This is a genomic window from Actinocatenispora sera (genome assembly GCF_018324685.1).
Lineage (GTDB): Bacteria > Actinomycetota > Actinomycetes > Mycobacteriales > Micromonosporaceae > Actinocatenispora > Actinocatenispora sera.
In genome coordinates this window covers 3,927,331-3,943,165 of sequence record NZ_AP023354.1, presented here as the reverse complement: position 1 = coordinate 3,943,165, position 15,835 = coordinate 3,927,331, and the positions used below count along the sequence as shown (strand labels likewise).

Sequence of the window (15,835 nt, the reverse complement as noted above, 5' to 3'; positions counted from 1 at the left end):
CGCCCCGTCGTTGTCTGCGGTACCGCACTCATCACGCCGCCTCCGTCCCGTCCGAGCCGTCCGCTGCCGGCAGGTTGCGCAGCTTGGCCAGCAGCGAGTCCGGCACCACCGGCGTCACATCGGCCGGCGGGCACTCCTCCAGGTCGACCACTTCCACCGGCTCCGGCCGCTTGGCCTCGTCCGCCTGGCCCTCGTTGCGGTTGCCAGCCATGGGGGCAGCCGGGATGTCTTCGACGTCGTTGGCGTCGGTGGTGATCGGTGCGTACTCGGCGGCCATGTCGCGGATCTGGTCGTCATCGACGTAGGCGGCACGCACCCGGAACGGGTTCTTCTCGAACTCCGACAGCGCGTAGCCCATGCCCGGCGCCGTCAACGGGATCTGATCGGCCAGCGCACCGAGGTCACGCATCCCGTCGCCCAACACCATGTCCACCTGCGACGGGGTGTCGAGCCCGAGGGCGATGCGGTAGGTGAACAGCCCGCGCATCGGGATGATGTCCTTCGACGGCTCCTGCACGCACCCGAGCACCACCCAGCCGACCGCCGCGCCCTTGGTCAGCAGCCGCCCCAACGCGTACTCAGCCCGGCGCCGCACATCCATCGGCGCGTACGCGGTCAGCGTCGCCAACTCGTCCACGATCACCAGATGCAGCGGGTGGGTCATCGACGGGGTGAACTTGCGGACATTGCCCGCCAGCTCCAACGCCACGCAGTCCATATGATCGGCTTCCGCTTCCAGCAGCGCGACCATGGCTTCGGCCCGGTCCGCCTCATACCGGGTGAACAACGGGCGCCCGATGGACAGCTCCATGCCGCCCTTCGGGTCGATCCCGGTCACCTTCACCAGCCCGGCCCGGATCGCCGGCGCCAGGTAGCGCAGCACCGACCAGATCAGCGAGCCCTTACCCGACCGGGACCGGCCCGCCACCAGCACATGCCGGGCCAGCAGCGGGATCGTCCAGCCGGTCCCGTCCTCGCGCATGCCGACCGGGACGGCCGCCAGGTCCACCGGCACCATCCCGGATTCGTCGGCTTGCGGGATCGGCAGCGCTGGCACCGTGGAGATCAGGATGTCCGTGTGCTGGAACTCCACCCACGCCTCACCCGGGCTACCCGGCACTTCCCACACCCTGCACGCCAACGCCCGCGCTGCGTTCGCCAACTCCCCCGTCTTGGCCCGGAGGGCGTCGACCGTCATCCCGACCGGCACGTCCACCAGCAGCCGATCGGCCGCCGGCAGCACCTCCACCTTGCGGATGCCGGGGATGACCTCCCCGTCGTGATCCCGCACGGTCAGCTTGCACCGGGTCATCCACCGATCCAGCGACGCCCGTACCGGATCCAGCGACGCTGCCACCGCAGGATGCGGGCGTGACCCGCTGCTTGAACGAGACGGGCCAGGCGATGCGCCACACCACGCCGGCCACGACCGGGGCCAGGACCACACCGGCCAGCGCCCACCGGCCACCCACCAGCCCGGCCGTGCCCAGCGTGGCCACCACACCGGTCGTGCGGGGTGCTGGACCGCGAGCTTGATCACCCGGTACGCCCCGACGCCCACCGCTACCGGGATCTGCACCACCAGCGGCATCGCGTCCCACAACCGCTGGCCCATCGACTCCGGTAGACCTGCGTGGCCACCATCCGCTTAGCCATGACCCCCAACCCTCCGATAACCGTCCGTGACCGCGTTTGGGCATGAAGAAGGCCGCCCGCATGCTGTGTGCGTGACGGGCGGCCCTCGCCCTACCTTCCCTGACTTGCCGCGACGCCTACTGGCCGGCGGACAGCTTGCGCGCCAAGTGATCCAGGTTCTCCGACAACCGGGTCAACCAGCTAAACGACTGCTGCGCCGGACGGTCCAAGAACTCATCCTCAGCCACCGACAACTTCCGCTGCACCGACGCCACCTCGTCCGCCGCCGACCGCACCGACGCCGCCCACGAGCGAACCAGCGCCAAGCCCTCACCGTTGCCCACCTTGCCCTGCAACGCCGTCCGGACCTGCGCCAACGCCTCGTCTGCCATTGCTGCTCTCCTCACCTGTTGCCGGACATTCCGTTGACCTGCCGGATGAGCTGGCCGACTCATCGCCGGCCGACTCACCCCCGAGCGGCCCGCCGGACGACGAGCGAACCCCGTCCGGCCACTCGACCGCCGTACCGCCACCACGCCCCGCTGCGGCAGCCGTAGCGCATCGACGCCACGGTCTTGCCGGTCCGGTAGGTCGCCCGCATCCACGCCCGTACCGGCACCGAGGCCATCACCGTTTCCCGTACCTGCCACCGAGCCCGTTGCGACGCCGCCACCGCCTGCCGGAGCGGCCGAGACAACTGCATCGCCGCCGCCTTCACCGGTTCGCGTTCAGATGCCGCCGCACCTGCGCCAGCCACGCCGACATCTCGTCCATCGGCCGCTGCGCCTCCGCCACCCACCGCGACAACCGGTCATCGCCCAGACCACCCAGCGAACGCGACAGGCGCGCCAACGCCACCTGCACGTCCCCGCACGCATCCGCCCAACCGGCCACCAGCTCATCGGCCGCCGCAGCCGAGTCACGCCGCGCCATCACCAGCCACCCCGCTCCCGCGCCGCCAGCACCCGCACGAACTGCCTCGCCGTCACCGACACCACACGCAGCCGCTCACCCGCAACGGACATCGCGTCCACGTCCCGAGCCGCCACCGCACCCCGCAACGCCCGCAACTCCGCGTCCGCCAGCTCCACCACCGCCGCCAGGTCATCCCAATCCAGAGCCATCACCGACCACCGCCGGAGCCCGACGCATCCCGGTCCCGAGCAGCCAACCGACGACGGAAGGCCCTGATCTCGGCGCGCTCGTGTGCGTCAAACGACGCCTTCACCGCGTGCGCGACCCGACGACGACAGCCACTACCACTGCGATCAGCGCCACGAGTAACCCGGCCTGCGCAATCTCGCGGATCATGCGACACGGCCCCTTCCGGGATCGACAGCCGCGCCAGTCGGGCCGTTTCATCCAGCACCGACCGCGCGTCCTCGATCGCCCGTAGAGCCAGCGGGTAGTCCTGATCCGCGATCGCCGTGGAGATCCGCCGGAACGCGCACGGGATGTCGAACACCCGGCCGACACCAACGCCACATGCCGCCCGCGAAACGAGTCCTCGCCGTTCACGCCGCACCGTCCACGTCCGCGAACAGCTCCGGCTGAATCACCGCCGGCACCGGCACCGTGGATGTGTTGCTACGGCCGCGAATCCGCCGCTTGCCCGGGGCCGGCACGTGGTAGGTCATCGTGGGCAACCACTGCCCGCGGCCCAGCACCGGCAGCACGTCCGAGCGCCGCGATACCAGCTCGAACAGCTCTACCCGATCCACGTGCCGGAACCGGGCCACCGTCCGCGCCAGTGCCGCCGCAGCACCGGCAATCTCGATCAACGCTGCCACCCGCTGCGCATCCGACCCACCCGTCAGGTACGCATCCCGGATCGCGTCGATCCCCGGCGCCGCCAACGCAGCCGCCTCATGCTTTCTGGTCACCGCCCGCTCCCTCCGCATCCACCCGTGGTCGACGCAGGCCGGGCCGGGAACATGCCGCAGCCCGGCCCACGTCACGAATCAGGCCGCCTTGTCCGAACGAGCCGCCTTGCCGCCAGCCACAGCCGGGCGGTAGCCCTCCGCGCGGAAGATGTAGCCCAGGTACTTGAACTCGCCCTGACCCATCACCCGCGGCTCCGCCGTCAGGCCCTCCAGCTCGATGAGCCGCATGTCGGTACCCGGCACCAGCTCGGGCGTCTCCGGCACCGGCTGCACCGCCGCGACGAACAGCAGCGCGAACGACGCCCGCTTGGCGTTGGTCTCCGACGGGTCCGTCACGTTCGCCTTCCACTGAAGAAGGCCCGTCGCCTCGTCGCGCTTCTGCACCTTCGGCGCGTTCTTGTTCGGGTTGTACTCGTAGTCCGGCACCACCGGGCCGGACTGCATCAGGCCCTTCGGGAAGGCGACCTCAAACGGAGTCCCGAACCGCGTACCACGTCCCAGCACAACAACCACTCCTCTACTCGATGCCCCATTGGCCGCTCTCGACCGGGCTACTTTGTGACTAGCTTGGCTAGTCGTGCGCCGAGATCAGCATGACTCGCTTGGCTCGCCATGTCAACCATGTCGGGCAGATTTAGCCATCCTGGCTAGTCAGCCCGTACCCTGTGGCAATGACGCAGACGGATGCGCTGTCCGATCTGGACCCGGACGACCCCCGGTCGCCGGCACAGCAGATCGCGAACGCGCTACGAGCAGCGATCCTGACCGGCCGGTTCCCGCCCGGCAACAAGCTCCCCTCACAGAACGACCTCGCGGCCCGGTACAACGTCGCCCGTGAGACCGTCAAGCGCGCCCTGGCGCAGCTGCACGCCGAGCACCTCACGGTCAGCCGGCAGGGCAGCGGCGTGTTCGTACGGCAGCGAACCGAGCGGGCAGTCGGACTCCGGCCCCACATCGAAGCCGCGTTCGACCGGGCGCACGTGTCGATCGACTTCGCCGGATTCTCCGGCGAGACGCTGGCCGGTGCGATCACCGAACCGCTGGACAAGGTCCGCGCCGGACGCCTCACCCCGCAGTCCATCGCGATCCGACTGCTACTGACCGACGTCAGCCGACCCACGACGCTGCCGTCCAACGCCGAGACCGGCCAGGACGACCCCGCCGTACGAGCCCGCGCCGACCGGATCATCCGCCGGTCGGTCGAGAGCATCGCCGAGCCCGTGCGCGAACTTGCCGCGATGGGGCTGGTGCCCAGCGCCCGCGTCGAGGTCCGCACCCACGACATGCCACCCTCGTTCAAGCTCTACGTCATCAACCACGCCGAAGCGTTCTTCGGCCTGTACTCGGTGATCGACAACCGAGTCAGCATCGACGGCACCCCGACCGTCATCCGCGACGTGCTCGGCAAGGACTCGACCCTGTTCCACTTCGCCGACACCGACGGAGACACCTCGATCTCCCGCGAGTTCATCGAGCAGGCACAACAGTGGTTCGACACCCGCTGGGACACCATCGCCCAGGACTACCCGCTATGACCCCCGCACAGGTCCTCGCCTCTGCCAGCCTGATCTTGCTCGACTTCGACGGGCCGACCGCCCACCTGTTCGCCGGCGCATCCGCCCGCACCGTCGCCGATCGACTCGCCGCCCAACTCGCCGCCGCCGGCGTCCCGCTACCCGACGACGCCGACCAGTACGGACCACCCGAACTCGGCGCCGAACTCATCCGCCAGCACCGCGACCAGGCCGACACCATCGAAGCCCTCGTCAGTGCCGCCGAGACCGAAGCCGCCCGCACCGCCGAGCCGACCCCCGGATGTCGAGACATGCTCGATGCCGCCCAACGCACCGGCCGCCCCGTCGTCATTGTCAGCAACAACTCAGCCGCCGCCGTCTGCGCCTACCTCGACAAACACCACCTCACCGACTACATCGCCGAGGTCATCGGCCGGCCCCACGCCGCACCTGAACTCATGAAGCCCAACCCGTGGCCCGTGCACGAGGCAGCACGACGTCACCACGTCCCGGCCGCGGACTGCGTACTGATCGGCGACTCAGCCACCGACATCGAGGCAGCGCAGGCCGCGGGAGCAGCCAGCATCGGCTACGTGAATAAGCCTGGCAAAGCCGAATGTCTCAACAACGCCGGTGCGACGGTCACGATTGCCGACATGCATGACCTCGCCGACGCGATCCACAGGATCCACGATCCTAGCCGCGGAGCCTGACCGTGTTCGAGCCCATCGCTGTAAGCACCCATGTCCTTGCGGGCATCAGCGCCCGCTGGCCAGAACTCGCCGAGCCCTGGTCGATGTCGGTAGCTGGGGAGCTGCACGAGCTGTGCGTCCGGTACAACGCAGAACCGATCGCCGTACTCCCGGCCCGATTCGGCCTCGTCGTCAAAGCGAACACCCCGGATGGCCAGATCGTCCTACGATCCAGCCCCGACCCGAACGGCCGCCATCAAGGCGCCATTAGCGTTGCACTTGCGCAGATCGGGGTATCGCCTCAGGTCCACGAGGTCAGCACCACCGATCACGGCACATGGACAGTCATGGACATGATCGAGCCCGGAACACCACTCGGCGACCAGAACGTTCTTCCAGAGCCCGAGCAAGTCGCTGCGATGCTCGGCCCTCTCATAGGTCAGCCAGCGCCCACGTCGGACTTACCGAACCTCGTCGACTGGCTCCGCGACCGACTCACCGACGATCGCCTCCGAGACCTCGCGCCCGGGTGTCAGGTTGCTTCCACAAAAGAACGCCGCGCCGCCCTGGCGGATCTAGACACACTGGCCCTCAACCACGTGCCTGGACTGTGCCACGCTGATGCTTCACCCTGGAACGTCCTCGCCGGCAAACACGAGCGCCTCTACCTCATTGACCCCCGGGGTATCAGTGGCGAAGTTTCCTATGATGCTGCGATCATCGCACTTAAGGCAGCACCACACCGCCCCGTGAAACTCACTGCAAAGGCGATTAGCACTACTCTCAACATTGATGCACGACGGGTGCTGGCGTGGGCATCCATTGCCGCAATTGCTCGCGTCTAGCCAGCGCAATTCAAAGCCTTTGCACCAGAACGGCCAAACCCGAAAGAATCATCCCCGCGCCGAGCAAATAGATTGCCAATGCGACATGTTGAAATTTACGTCGAGCGACACAGCTGTTCGCCCAGATCTGTTCGACCACTTGTTCAGCAACCAAGTTATCCTTGGCTGACAGCCTCACGAAGCGGCGGATGTAAAGCTCCTTGTCCGAGCCGTAACGGCGCGCAATATGATCAAAATAGATCATTGAGTCGGGTTCGCCGAGAGATCGCAACCTTGGAGCCAGCGTACGTAAGCTAATAACGGCGCTCGCACCAATGCATACGATCGCAAGAGAAAGAACAATGGCATGAATGGCGTGAATTGCATCGTGATGAAAGTCCGAAGCCCGCGGGATCGATCGGACAAGAATTCCCCCCAACACGCTGCTCCCGGCAAGAGTTGCCGCAGCCTTCGTGTCTGCGAATCGAATCCATTCGTTGACCTGCCCGAGTGGTCGCCAAGCATCGTCAGCCTTCACAATATCCGATGATCTGCGCCGATTGCGCCACCGGGATCAGTCTTTCGGTCAAGATTACCCACGAAACGCCTGAGTGCCCGTCATACAGACGATCGACGCAGCAGAGCATGGTTTCCTCCTAAGATCCGAGAATCCGGTGAGCGGAGGGGCCATGACTGCGGTTGACCTGGATGATTTCCTGGCCGATATCGACAAGAGTGTTTCGGTTGAACTCGGGACAAACCCTGATGTTATAGACAGTGGACACTCGCTCGATGTCGAGAAGCTTCCCATCGAGGCCAGAACCTGGCATCGACTCACCGATGCAGTGGCAGTGGTGGCAGACATGCGCAACTCCACGCAGCTTGGAGTAAACAAATACCCGCAGTCCACGGCGAGCATTTATCAAGCATCGACAGGCAACATTGCACAGGTCTTCGACAAGTTTGATGCCGACTTCGTTGCGATACAAGGCGATGGCGCTTTCGGGTTGTTTTGGGGCGACCACAGATACGCGCGAGCTATTTGCGCGGGTATCACCATCAAGACATTCAGTTATCGATATCTCGTACCGCGATTGGAGAAGCGATGGCCCGACCTTCCTGAGACCGGTCTGAAGGTCGGCCTTGCAGCGAGTCCCCTATTGGTCAAGCGAGTCGGTGTGCCACGCACCAAACATCAAGAGCCAGTCTGGGCCGGGAAAGCCGTCAACTACGCAGCAAAGGCGGCACAGCAGGCCGACCGGCATCAGATGATTGTGGCAGGAAGTATATGGGACTGGGCGAATAAGAGCGACTACTTGGCCGCAACCTGCGGCTGCGATGGCGCCCCTAGCACCTCGATCTGGGAAGACGTGACAATCGCGAAAATTCCCGACGACGATGGCGAGCGCGAAGGTAAGCTTCTCAAATCGTATTGGTGCGTGGTTCATGGAAACGAATTCTGCAACGCAGTCCTTGCGGGCAAGCGCACGCGTGCGGACGTAACGAAGCTTCATCAAGAGGCAATTAAGGCCGAATACGCCAAGGCGCTACGCGTTAACGCAGCCCGCCAACGCGAGGAACATCGGGCTCGCATCAATGGCATGCGCCAGTGACCTCTCCCTGGAGTCGGTTACAATGTCTTGACTCAGGTGATGGTTGACGGATCTGTGTCAAGTGATGGTTGACGCTGGGTCTAGGAAATTTGGGGGACCGCCCGCGGCCGGTCGGCTTTGATGTTACGGACCGGTTGGGTGGTGGTGCGCCGCACGATCTTGGTGTCGCCGTCGTCGAGGTCGATGGCCAGAGTCGTGTCGGACACCGCGATGGTGAGCGTCTGGTGGCGGTGGGCGCGGCCCAGGGCGATCTTCTGCCCGCAGACCATGACCACCCCGGTGTTGGAGGCCCGTCGTTGGACCCGGACCGGTTCCAGCGAGGGGCGTGGTGGTGGTCCTGCTTTCCGCGCTGCGCGTAGCCGGCCGACCTCGGCGGTGGTCAGCGGGTTGGGTCGGGTGCGCAGCAGTTCGCGGGTGTCGAGATCGAACATCATCAGCGTGGTGGGTTCGATGCGGATCCCGACCCGCCGCCCGGCGAGGATCTCGGCGGCCAGCACGATGTGTTGTCCCAGCGAGACGGTGCCGGCGGCGCTGACGGTGCGATCGACCTCGATCGCGTCGGTGTGGTCGGGTGCCGGCAAGGGTGGTGGCCCGGCGGGCACCGCGCCCGCCCGGACCAGGCGGGCCAGGTCGTTGACCGTCAGGTGCGATCGCAGCGACTTGATACGGCCGCCCGCGGCGCTCAGGTGGATCACGTCGGTGTCTGCCCAGAAACTGACCGTGATCCCGGCGCGGGCCGGTCCGAGCCAGAACTGTTTGCCGGCGACCATCAGGTTGCCTGACGGCGGCACCACCCGGTCGAAAGCGATCGGCCCACCGGTCCAGCCCGCTGCCGGCTCGTCTGCCGCTGTGACAGCCGCGCCCGTGGACTGCCCGCAGGCCGCAGATGCCGGTGCCGGACAGGCGGCGACCGCCGGCGGCAGCCACAGGTCAATCAGCGTCCGCTGCTGGTTCTCGACCGGGACGAACCGCTCGGCGGGAGTGACCGGCAGCGTGTCGTCCAACGCCTGATGGGGCCGGTCGGTGTTGTAGTCGGCCACCCACGCATCCACCGCCGCCTGCGCCTGCGCCACGCTGGTGAACGCCTCAGCCTGGTCCAGAAAGTCCGGTCGGAACGTGCCGTGGAAACGTTCCACCTTCCCGTTCTGGTTGGGCGAGGCCGGCTGAGTGAGCCGATGCGTGATGCCGTTCTTGCGGCAGATCTTGTCGAACAACACCTCCCCGCCCTTACCGAACCGGTCGGTGAACTGCTTTCCGTTGTCGCTCAACACCTCTTCGGGCACCCCGAACCGGGCCAGGGCCTGCGCGAACGCCAGACACACCGCCCGGCTGGTGGCCCGTTCCACCACCGCCGCCATCACACAAAACCGGGAATGATCATCGACGCCGGTGACCACCTTCGCCTCCCGACGCGCACCGGTGGCCGGGTTGATCAGCCAGATCCCACCAACGATGTCGACACCCCACAACTGCATCGGCCCAGGCCGCTGCCACCGCACATACGAGTCACGAGGACGCTTCCGCGGCCGAGGCCGCACCAAACCCTGCCGCGTCAGGATCCGGTTGATCGTGGCCGTCGACGGCACCACCACATCCTCCAGCGGGCGACGCAACAGCTGCATCCGGATCCGCTTGGCACCCCACCGCGGATGCGCCCGACGCATCTCCGCCACTACCACCTCAACATCGGGCCCGACCCGATGCGGACACGACACCGGCCGATGAGACCGATCCGCCAACCCGCTCACGCCCTCGGCCAGATACCGGCCCACCCAGACATGCACCGTCTGCCGCGACACACCCACCGAGGCCGCGATCTCCGTGACCGCAGCGCCCGCCAACACCGCCCGCACCGCGTCCAACCGCCGCTCAACAACCGACAACGCAACCAGCGCCAACCCCGGCCTCCCTGACTCGATGACGCCCGCGGAGCGCCGCCGAACAGGACCACCGAACACGACCCGATGTCAACCATCAGCCGATACACGACTGTCAACCATCACCCGAGACAGGACATGGAGTCGGTTACAAGGATTGCCGAATTAGTCTCTACTGGATCAAGGCGCCGCTGGCGCGGCGCAGGCGCCGGGCACGGTCCGGGAAGGGCCGCCCGCCTACGGCCTCCGGCCTCGGCGGGCGGTAGGCCGGCCCGCGCCCGGCGCCGCCGTCGACGAGCACCGCCAGGACCAGGGCGAGCTGTTGGGCACGGCCTTACGCTCGCCTCTGCGTGGTCACCGTTTCGCCGTGCTTGCGGGCGAGCGCTGCCGCGATGGCCCAGGACCGGGGCCATCTTGCCCCCGAGTCAGCTGGGCACGAGCCGTGGCCGCAAGCGCTGCCTGCCGAAAGGCACTGCCTCAGCTCGCCGTGGTCGGGCCGACCCGATGGAAGCGCCCCGCGTCCTGCCGGTACACGCAGCTCATGCCCGCCGAGGTCACCAGATCCACCAGGTCATCCGAGGGACGAGCAGGTAGCAGCACGGCCAGCGCGGCGCCCGGCACCGGCACGTGGCGGCGGTAGTCGAGCAGCTGTCCGATCGCCATGCGGATGCTCTCCCGCGCGATCGAGCCCTTCGCCTCGTAGATCTCGCTAACGGTGGCGTCAAACAGGTCCGTACGGAGCGCGGCGACCTGTCCAGGCAGCGTCAGCTTCCACTGCATGACCTGGTGGCCCTGAGCCTCCAACCACGCCCGGTACTGCTCGGTGAGCTCAGCCTCACGCCTGCGCGCCTTGCCACCCGGAGTTGCCTTGCGATCTGACTCCACCGCCACCACGCGTTCCACAGCCACCAGCTCGGCACGCGGACCGGCCTCCACGACGTCGCGACGGCTGGCATCCGACTCGCGATACTCGACCGCCCCCACCGGACGCAGCCGGAACACCCAAACCGATCGGGTCTCGCCCAACGCATCCGGCGCATCTTCCTGAGCACACGGCGAGTCATGGTCCACTTCGAACTCGCCCACGTAGCGATGCAACTTGCCGCCGCGCTGCTTGCCCGAGGCCGCAATGAACAACCGCAGCGCCCGACCCTGCTTGCGATGCTCCAACAGCGACAGGTTCCCCTGCTGGAGCTGCTGGTCACCCTCGCTGCCCTCGCCGGTATACAGGAACACGTCGCCGCCCGGCGCCCACCCATCGACGTAGCCGAACTTGCCTGCCTCCGCCGGATCCGCGTACAGAAACACGTTCGGTGTGCGCGTCGATGGCTCAATCCCCCGCTGAGTGCCACCGCCCCACCGGGCAGCCCGATCGCCTCGCGTCAACACCGCACCCGGATCAAGATCGAACAACTCGTCCACGCCGACACGCTAGCCACCCGCTGCGACATCACCCGACAAGCACGCCTCCGGCGGGGGCGCTCAGGCTCCGGGATGGACGGGGACCCGAGCGAGTACGGGTCGTGGGTGGCGGTCCATCCCGCCCGCCGACGGCCCAGGCGATGCCGTAGCAGACCTGTCCTGTCTGGCGAAGGTCGTACGTCCGGTCGGGCGCTCCACCTTCACCAGACAGGACAGCCCCGCTACCCCGGAGGGTGGGCCGACGGCAGACGGGATGGACAAGATCTCGGGGGTTCCTGGGGGGCTCTGGGGGTTCGCTGGGGGCTCTGACGACGACCGACGACGACCATTCATGACCAGAGTCGACCAGCGTTGTCGCGGGTCAACGCCATGATCAGCGCCGGGAGCTGGGGTGGGGTGGACGAGTCGGCCGGTACGCCGGGGACTGTCACGAGATTGCCTCTGACCAGGCAAAACACCCGAGCAACACGGCCCCGGGGGTCGCGTGGGGGTTACTCGTCTCCGCCCAGCACACTGTCGATCGCGCGACGCGCCCTGTCCTCGCTCGACGGCATCAGGTGCGTGTACACCCGCAGCGTGAAGCCGGGATCGTGGTGCCCGAGGTAGCTCGACAGGCTCTTGATGTTCTCCCCCGCGTCCAGCAGCGCCGAGGCGTAGAAGTGCCGCAGCGCGTGGACACCGGTCGCGCGCGACCGTTCGATGCCCGCCAGGGCCAAGGCGGGATGCCACATCTTGCTGTCGAACGTCGACCGGTTGAGCGCACCGTTCCGGGTCGTCGTCAACAGCAGGTCCACCGTGGTCGGCTTCCCGGTCAGCGGGTTCTCCCACGGCAGCGTGATCGAGGTCGGGCCGAACCGACCACCGTCGATGTGGTCCTCGATTCGGCGCGCGATCATGCTAGGAAGCGGCACGTGCCGGTCGCGATCGTTCTTGGGCAGGCCGAAGACCAACCGCGAGCGGACCCGCTTGACCTGCCTCCGCACATGGATCACTCCGGCGTCCAGGTCCACATCATCGGGAGACAAGCCGAAGATCTCGCCCTGACGCAGGCCGCAACCGGCGCCGAGGTCCACCACCAGTCGGTACCGCTCAGGGACCGCCCGGCGGATCGCGGCCACCTGTTCGCGAGTCCAAGGAACGACGCGCCGTTCAGTGGGCCGCGGTTGCCGCACAGAGCGCGCTGTGCATGGGTTCTTGACGATCTTCTCGTCATCGACAGCCGCGCCGAGGATGGCGCGTAGGTGAGCAAACACGACCGAGCGCGTGGACGCCGACAACACGTCGTACAGCGAGCGGTCCCAATCCCGGATCAATCCAGGGTTGATCTTGCTCAGCGGACGATCCCCAAGCATCGGATAGAGGTGCTTGCGAACGCGGTACTCGACCGATTCGCGGGTCGACTCATCGAACGTCTGTCCGCGCATCCACTGCTCCGCGTAGTCGCGGAACAAGACCTTGCCGGCGGTGGGATCGACGTAGGTCCCTCGCCGCTTCTCGGACTCAACGGTGATGAGGAACGCCTCAGCATCGCCCTTCTGCTTGTCCGCGAAGGACTTGCTCCGCCGCTCCCCCGCGGGGGTCAGGTAGCGAACGCGGTACCGATCCCCCTTGCCGTACCTCTCCGTCCGCTCCATCACCGGCTTGCCGCGGCCGTTGACGACCACCTTGCCGAACTCGTCTTGCGTCGGTCGGTACCAACGATCCTCGATGTGCGCCACGTCCCGCCGCCCTACGCCACGTCGCTCGAACTGAGCCACGCCCGAACGGCTACCGGGTCGTAGCGAAGGTGTTTGCCGCAGCGACGAGCCGGCGGGCCAGTGCGCTTCTTGCGCCAGGTCCGCAGCGTCTCGACCGGCACCCGGAGGTACGCCGCCACGTCGTCAATCGTCCAAGCAGGTTCGAGCCGAACCGCGTCCTTCGTGGACACAGCGATCCTCCCCAGATCCTTATGCCGCAACGGTTTGCGTTGCCAAAAGCTGCTGCTGTGCCTGTTGTTTCGCCGCGTCGAGTTGTGCCCGCCAGGCTTGCCGTTCGGCGATCTTGCGCAGGAAATGCACATGCGGCGGAGGCACGTCCGGGTCGTCCCGGGACGCCAACTCGTACTCGAACGGCGGAGGGTCGCCGGCCGCCTGGTCGTGCTCGCCGATCGTGGTTTCCCCGGTTGCCGAAAGCGCGAGGAGAGCTTTGACCCAGGCTTTGCGGTCGGCCCGGTGATCGGACAGGGTCTTGTTCGACCACTGCCGGGAGACCAGCACCCGCCGCCCGGTGAACCCGAGGGTGCGCCGCTGATGCACCTTGCCCTTGCACCGTCCCGGCCGCGCCGTAGCCTTCGCGTTCTTGGGCTGCACCCCGTACAGCAGCCAGTTCGCACAGGTCGGAGAGCACGGCAGGGTTTGCAGCTCGGCCGCCAGGCGGGCGAGGTGGTCTTCCTGCGCCCGCGACCCCGGAGCCACCGCGTCGGTGATGTCCTTCGCGATGTACTTGGTGATGTAGCGGATGGTCTTCTCGGCGCTCTCCGAGCCGCCCCGCACCCCGGCAAGGTGCACGCTGCCGAGCCGCACCACGTGCGCAGGTTCCGCGTCCGGGTCCTCATCCAAGGCGTCCAGCGCCTCATCCCAGGTCGGCAGCGCCGCCGAGGTTTCCGGGTCCCGGTAGGTCTTGGCGTCCGGGTCCCACACCGGCACTGCCCCGTCCGGGTCGTACACGATCTTGTCGTGGGCGGGCCACCACACCTGGTGGTAGGTCGCCGCCGCCACCTGCCGCACCAGTGCCCGCGGGAGTGCTCCCCGGACGGCGAAGTGCCCGTGTGGGGCCAGCCGCTTTTGCATCTCGACCGACCCGGCGTACTGGACGTTCCACCCGACCGCGCGGCGGAGGTTCTGCCAGAACCGGTCGAGCACCTTCGCGAAGTGGATCGCGTCCAGCGCCGCGGCCCGGTAGTCGTAGCTGTCCGGGTCCACCGGGGTCCCGACCCTGGGGTCGTGGGGGCTGTGCAGCTCCCCGCACTCGCACACCTCCACCGCGCCGCGACGCCGGTAGGCGGAGTGGATCGGCCCGTAGCTGCCGAGCGTCAAGGTCAGGAACACCGAGTCCCGGTGCTCCCGGCCGTCGGTGCCGATGTGTGGGTGCGGGATGGTCCGGTTGGCGACGGGCAGGCGAGGAAGGTCCGGCGCGTCCTGCCGCCGTTTCGTGGACCGCTTCCGCGACGGGGCCGACTCGTCCGGATCGGTCCCGTCCTTCCGGCCGCCGGGCAGGACCGAGCCGCGCACACCGGCCGCGGTGATCTGCTCATCCACCCGGTCAATCTCCGCGTCCAGCTCGCGCACCTGGTCCCACTCGGCCGCCATCACCACCGACGTGCGGGCGAACTCCAGGACAGCCCGGTACTCCACCAAATCCCGCTGTTCATCGGTCGGGGCATCCGGGGTGGTGACCGGCTCTTCGGTAAGGTGCCAGCCTTCCCGGATCTGCTGCATGCGCAGCCTGCGGTTGGCTTCCGCGCACGGCTCACACTTCGCCGCCGACGTAGCCCCGCAGGGCACCGGCACCAGCTCGGTTTCCCCGGTCGCGGTGTTGGTACGGCGAAGCCACACCGGTTTGACGCACACCCCGAACTTCTTCGCCAGCTCAACCGCTACATCCTTCGCGATCGGCTGCAGCATCCGAGCTGCCCGCGACCCCGGACGCGGTTGGTCGTCCTGCCCGAGACCGGGCAGCATCATCGTGTCCACGGTGGTGGTCATCGGCCGATCACCACCGGACGGCCGTTAGCGCGGCCCGGCACGACCGGACCCGACGGGACCACCGGAGCAGCCGGGACCGTGGACGACACCGGACGAGTCACCGCAGGAACGCCAGGCACCGGAGCGGCAGGCACCGAGGGAGGTACCGGAGCGGCAGGCTCGACCTCCGCAGGGGCCGGGTCGGTGACTCGCTCCCGTTGTGGGACAACAGCTTCCGTGTCATTCGTGGTCTTCGGGAGGCCGGAGAACACGAGCTTGACCAGCAGCATGAACGCCACCGCCGGCAGCGCCGCCAGACCCTTCGAGGTGAGGGAGTCTCCGGCTTGCGAGACCTGGGCGCCCAGTGAGAGCAGGCCGGAGGCGACCAGCAGCGCGACCGGGTAGGTGATCGAGCCGCCGGCCCGGCGCTTGCGGCGGATCTCCAACAGCGCACACGTGGGCATCAGCTCGGAGGCGACCGCGTTCGCCCAGCCGAACCAGTCGGCCGTCCCGTGCGGGAGCGCCTGCATCGTCCAGTCGTGCATGTGCGTGAACGACGCGGCACCGGCCATGACGCCGATCGCGCCCATGATCCCGAGCCGAGCGACATCCTCTACCCGCTGCGACTTGCTTGCCTCAGCCACCACAGGTCA

At 67.4% G+C, this 15,835-nt stretch carries 19 protein-coding genes; 4 read left to right on the top strand and 15 right to left on the bottom strand.

Annotation, left to right across the window (positions count from 1 at the left end):
• Positions 1-31 precede the first annotated feature (31 nt).
• The 8 genes from Asera_RS18835 to Asera_RS18800 form a co-directional block, all read right to left on the bottom strand.
• Entirely contained in the window at positions 32-1,357 is a 1,326-nt protein-coding gene (locus Asera_RS18835; protein WP_212804673.1) for a P-loop NTPase family protein, read from the bottom strand.
• Between the two features lie 415 nt (positions 1,358-1,772).
• On the bottom strand, positions 1,773-2,027 hold the full coding sequence (locus tag Asera_RS18830) for a hypothetical protein (RefSeq protein ID WP_030447955.1): 255 nt from the start codon (positions 2,025-2,027) through the stop codon (positions 1,773-1,775).
• A gap of 74 nt (positions 2,028-2,101) precedes the next feature.
• Positions 2,102-2,338 (bottom strand): hypothetical protein, encoded by a 237-nt coding sequence (locus tag Asera_RS18825; RefSeq protein ID WP_212804671.1) that lies wholly within the window; start codon positions 2,336-2,338, stop codon positions 2,102-2,104.
• An 11-nt stretch (positions 2,339-2,349) separates the two neighbouring features.
• Positions 2,350-2,568: a hypothetical protein gene (locus tag Asera_RS18820; RefSeq protein WP_157035007.1), complete on the bottom strand. Its 219-nt coding sequence runs from the start codon at positions 2,566-2,568 to the stop codon at positions 2,350-2,352.
• On the bottom strand, positions 2,568-2,759 hold the full coding sequence (locus tag Asera_RS18815; protein ID WP_030447953.1) for a hypothetical protein: 192 nt from the start codon (positions 2,757-2,759) through the stop codon (positions 2,568-2,570). Before Asera_RS18815 ends, Asera_RS18820 begins: the two co-directional genes overlap by 1 nt.
• Positions 2,759-3,100, bottom strand: a complete 342-nt coding sequence (locus tag Asera_RS18810) for a hypothetical protein (RefSeq protein ID WP_212804669.1) — start codon at positions 3,098-3,100, stop codon at positions 2,759-2,761. Before Asera_RS18810 ends, Asera_RS18815 begins: the two co-directional genes overlap by 1 nt.
• Before the next feature lie 49 nt (positions 3,101-3,149).
• Positions 3,150-3,518 carry a hypothetical protein gene (locus Asera_RS18805; RefSeq protein ID WP_212804642.1) on the bottom strand — a complete coding sequence of 123 codons (369 nt, stop codon included), beginning with the start codon at positions 3,516-3,518 and terminating at the stop codon, positions 3,150-3,152.
• Positions 3,519-3,596: 78 nt separating this feature from the next.
• Positions 3,597-3,962, bottom strand: coding sequence for a hypothetical protein (locus tag Asera_RS18800; protein ID WP_212804640.1), 366 nt, complete (start codon positions 3,960-3,962; stop codon positions 3,597-3,599).
• Between the two features lie 227 nt (positions 3,963-4,189).
• Here Asera_RS18800 and Asera_RS18795 point away from each other — a divergent pair, with 227 nt between their 5' ends.
• From Asera_RS18795 to Asera_RS18785, 3 genes are read left to right on the top strand one after another with little or no spacing between them, the layout of a single operon-like run.
• On the top strand, positions 4,190-5,053 hold the full coding sequence (locus tag Asera_RS18795) for a winged helix-turn-helix domain-containing protein (protein WP_030447949.1): 864 nt from the start codon (positions 4,190-4,192) through the stop codon (positions 5,051-5,053).
• Complete coding sequence (locus tag Asera_RS18790) at positions 5,005-5,745, top strand: HAD family hydrolase (RefSeq protein WP_212804638.1); 741 nt, start codon at positions 5,005-5,007, stop codon at positions 5,743-5,745. The genes Asera_RS18795 and Asera_RS18790 overlap by 49 nt, the downstream gene beginning before the upstream one ends.
• Before the next feature lie 2 nt (positions 5,746-5,747).
• Positions 5,748-6,569: a phosphotransferase gene (locus Asera_RS18785; protein ID WP_084132220.1), complete on the top strand. Its 822-nt coding sequence runs from the start codon at positions 5,748-5,750 to the stop codon at positions 6,567-6,569.
• Between the two features lie 10 nt (positions 6,570-6,579).
• Here Asera_RS18785 and Asera_RS18780 read toward each other — a convergent pair whose 3' ends face one another.
• Positions 6,580-7,086, bottom strand: coding sequence for a Pycsar system effector family protein (locus Asera_RS18780; protein WP_157035006.1), 507 nt, complete (start codon positions 7,084-7,086; stop codon positions 6,580-6,582).
• 151 nt (positions 7,087-7,237) lie between these two features.
• Here Asera_RS18780 and Asera_RS18775 point away from each other — a divergent pair, with 151 nt between their 5' ends.
• A complete protein-coding gene (locus Asera_RS18775; RefSeq protein WP_157035005.1) occupies positions 7,238-8,161 on the top strand; it encodes a hypothetical protein in 924 nt (307 codons plus the stop codon).
• An 80-nt stretch (positions 8,162-8,241) separates the two neighbouring features.
• Here Asera_RS18775 and Asera_RS18770 read toward each other — a convergent pair whose 3' ends face one another.
• The 6 genes from Asera_RS18770 to Asera_RS18745 all read right to left on the bottom strand — a co-directional run bounded on the left by Asera_RS18770 (position 8,242) and on the right by Asera_RS18745 (position 15,826).
• Complete coding sequence (locus Asera_RS18770; RefSeq protein ID WP_280529734.1) at positions 8,242-10,119, bottom strand: IS481 family transposase; 1,878 nt, start codon at positions 10,117-10,119, stop codon at positions 8,242-8,244.
• 396 nt (positions 10,120-10,515) lie between these two features.
• Positions 10,516-11,460 (bottom strand): SRA domain-containing endonuclease, encoded by a 945-nt coding sequence (locus Asera_RS18765; protein ID WP_157035004.1) that lies wholly within the window; start codon positions 11,458-11,460, stop codon positions 10,516-10,518.
• 491 nt (positions 11,461-11,951) lie between these two features.
• Positions 11,952-13,178 carry a tyrosine-type recombinase/integrase gene (locus Asera_RS18760; RefSeq protein ID WP_030447960.1) on the bottom strand — a complete coding sequence of 409 codons (1,227 nt, stop codon included), beginning with the start codon at positions 13,176-13,178 and terminating at the stop codon, positions 11,952-11,954.
• 11 nt (positions 13,179-13,189) lie between these two features.
• Positions 13,190-13,519, bottom strand: a complete 330-nt coding sequence (locus Asera_RS34015; protein ID WP_157035010.1) for a helix-turn-helix domain-containing protein — start codon at positions 13,517-13,519, stop codon at positions 13,190-13,192.
• Positions 13,407-15,203, bottom strand: coding sequence for a replication initiator (locus tag Asera_RS18750; RefSeq protein ID WP_051802641.1), 1,797 nt, complete (start codon positions 15,201-15,203; stop codon positions 13,407-13,409). Before Asera_RS18750 ends, Asera_RS34015 begins: the two co-directional genes overlap by 113 nt.
• Positions 15,200-15,826 (bottom strand): hypothetical protein, encoded by a 627-nt coding sequence (locus Asera_RS18745; protein WP_157035009.1) that lies wholly within the window; start codon positions 15,824-15,826, stop codon positions 15,200-15,202. Before Asera_RS18745 ends, Asera_RS18750 begins: the two co-directional genes overlap by 4 nt.
• Positions 15,827-15,835: the final 9 nt, after the last annotated feature.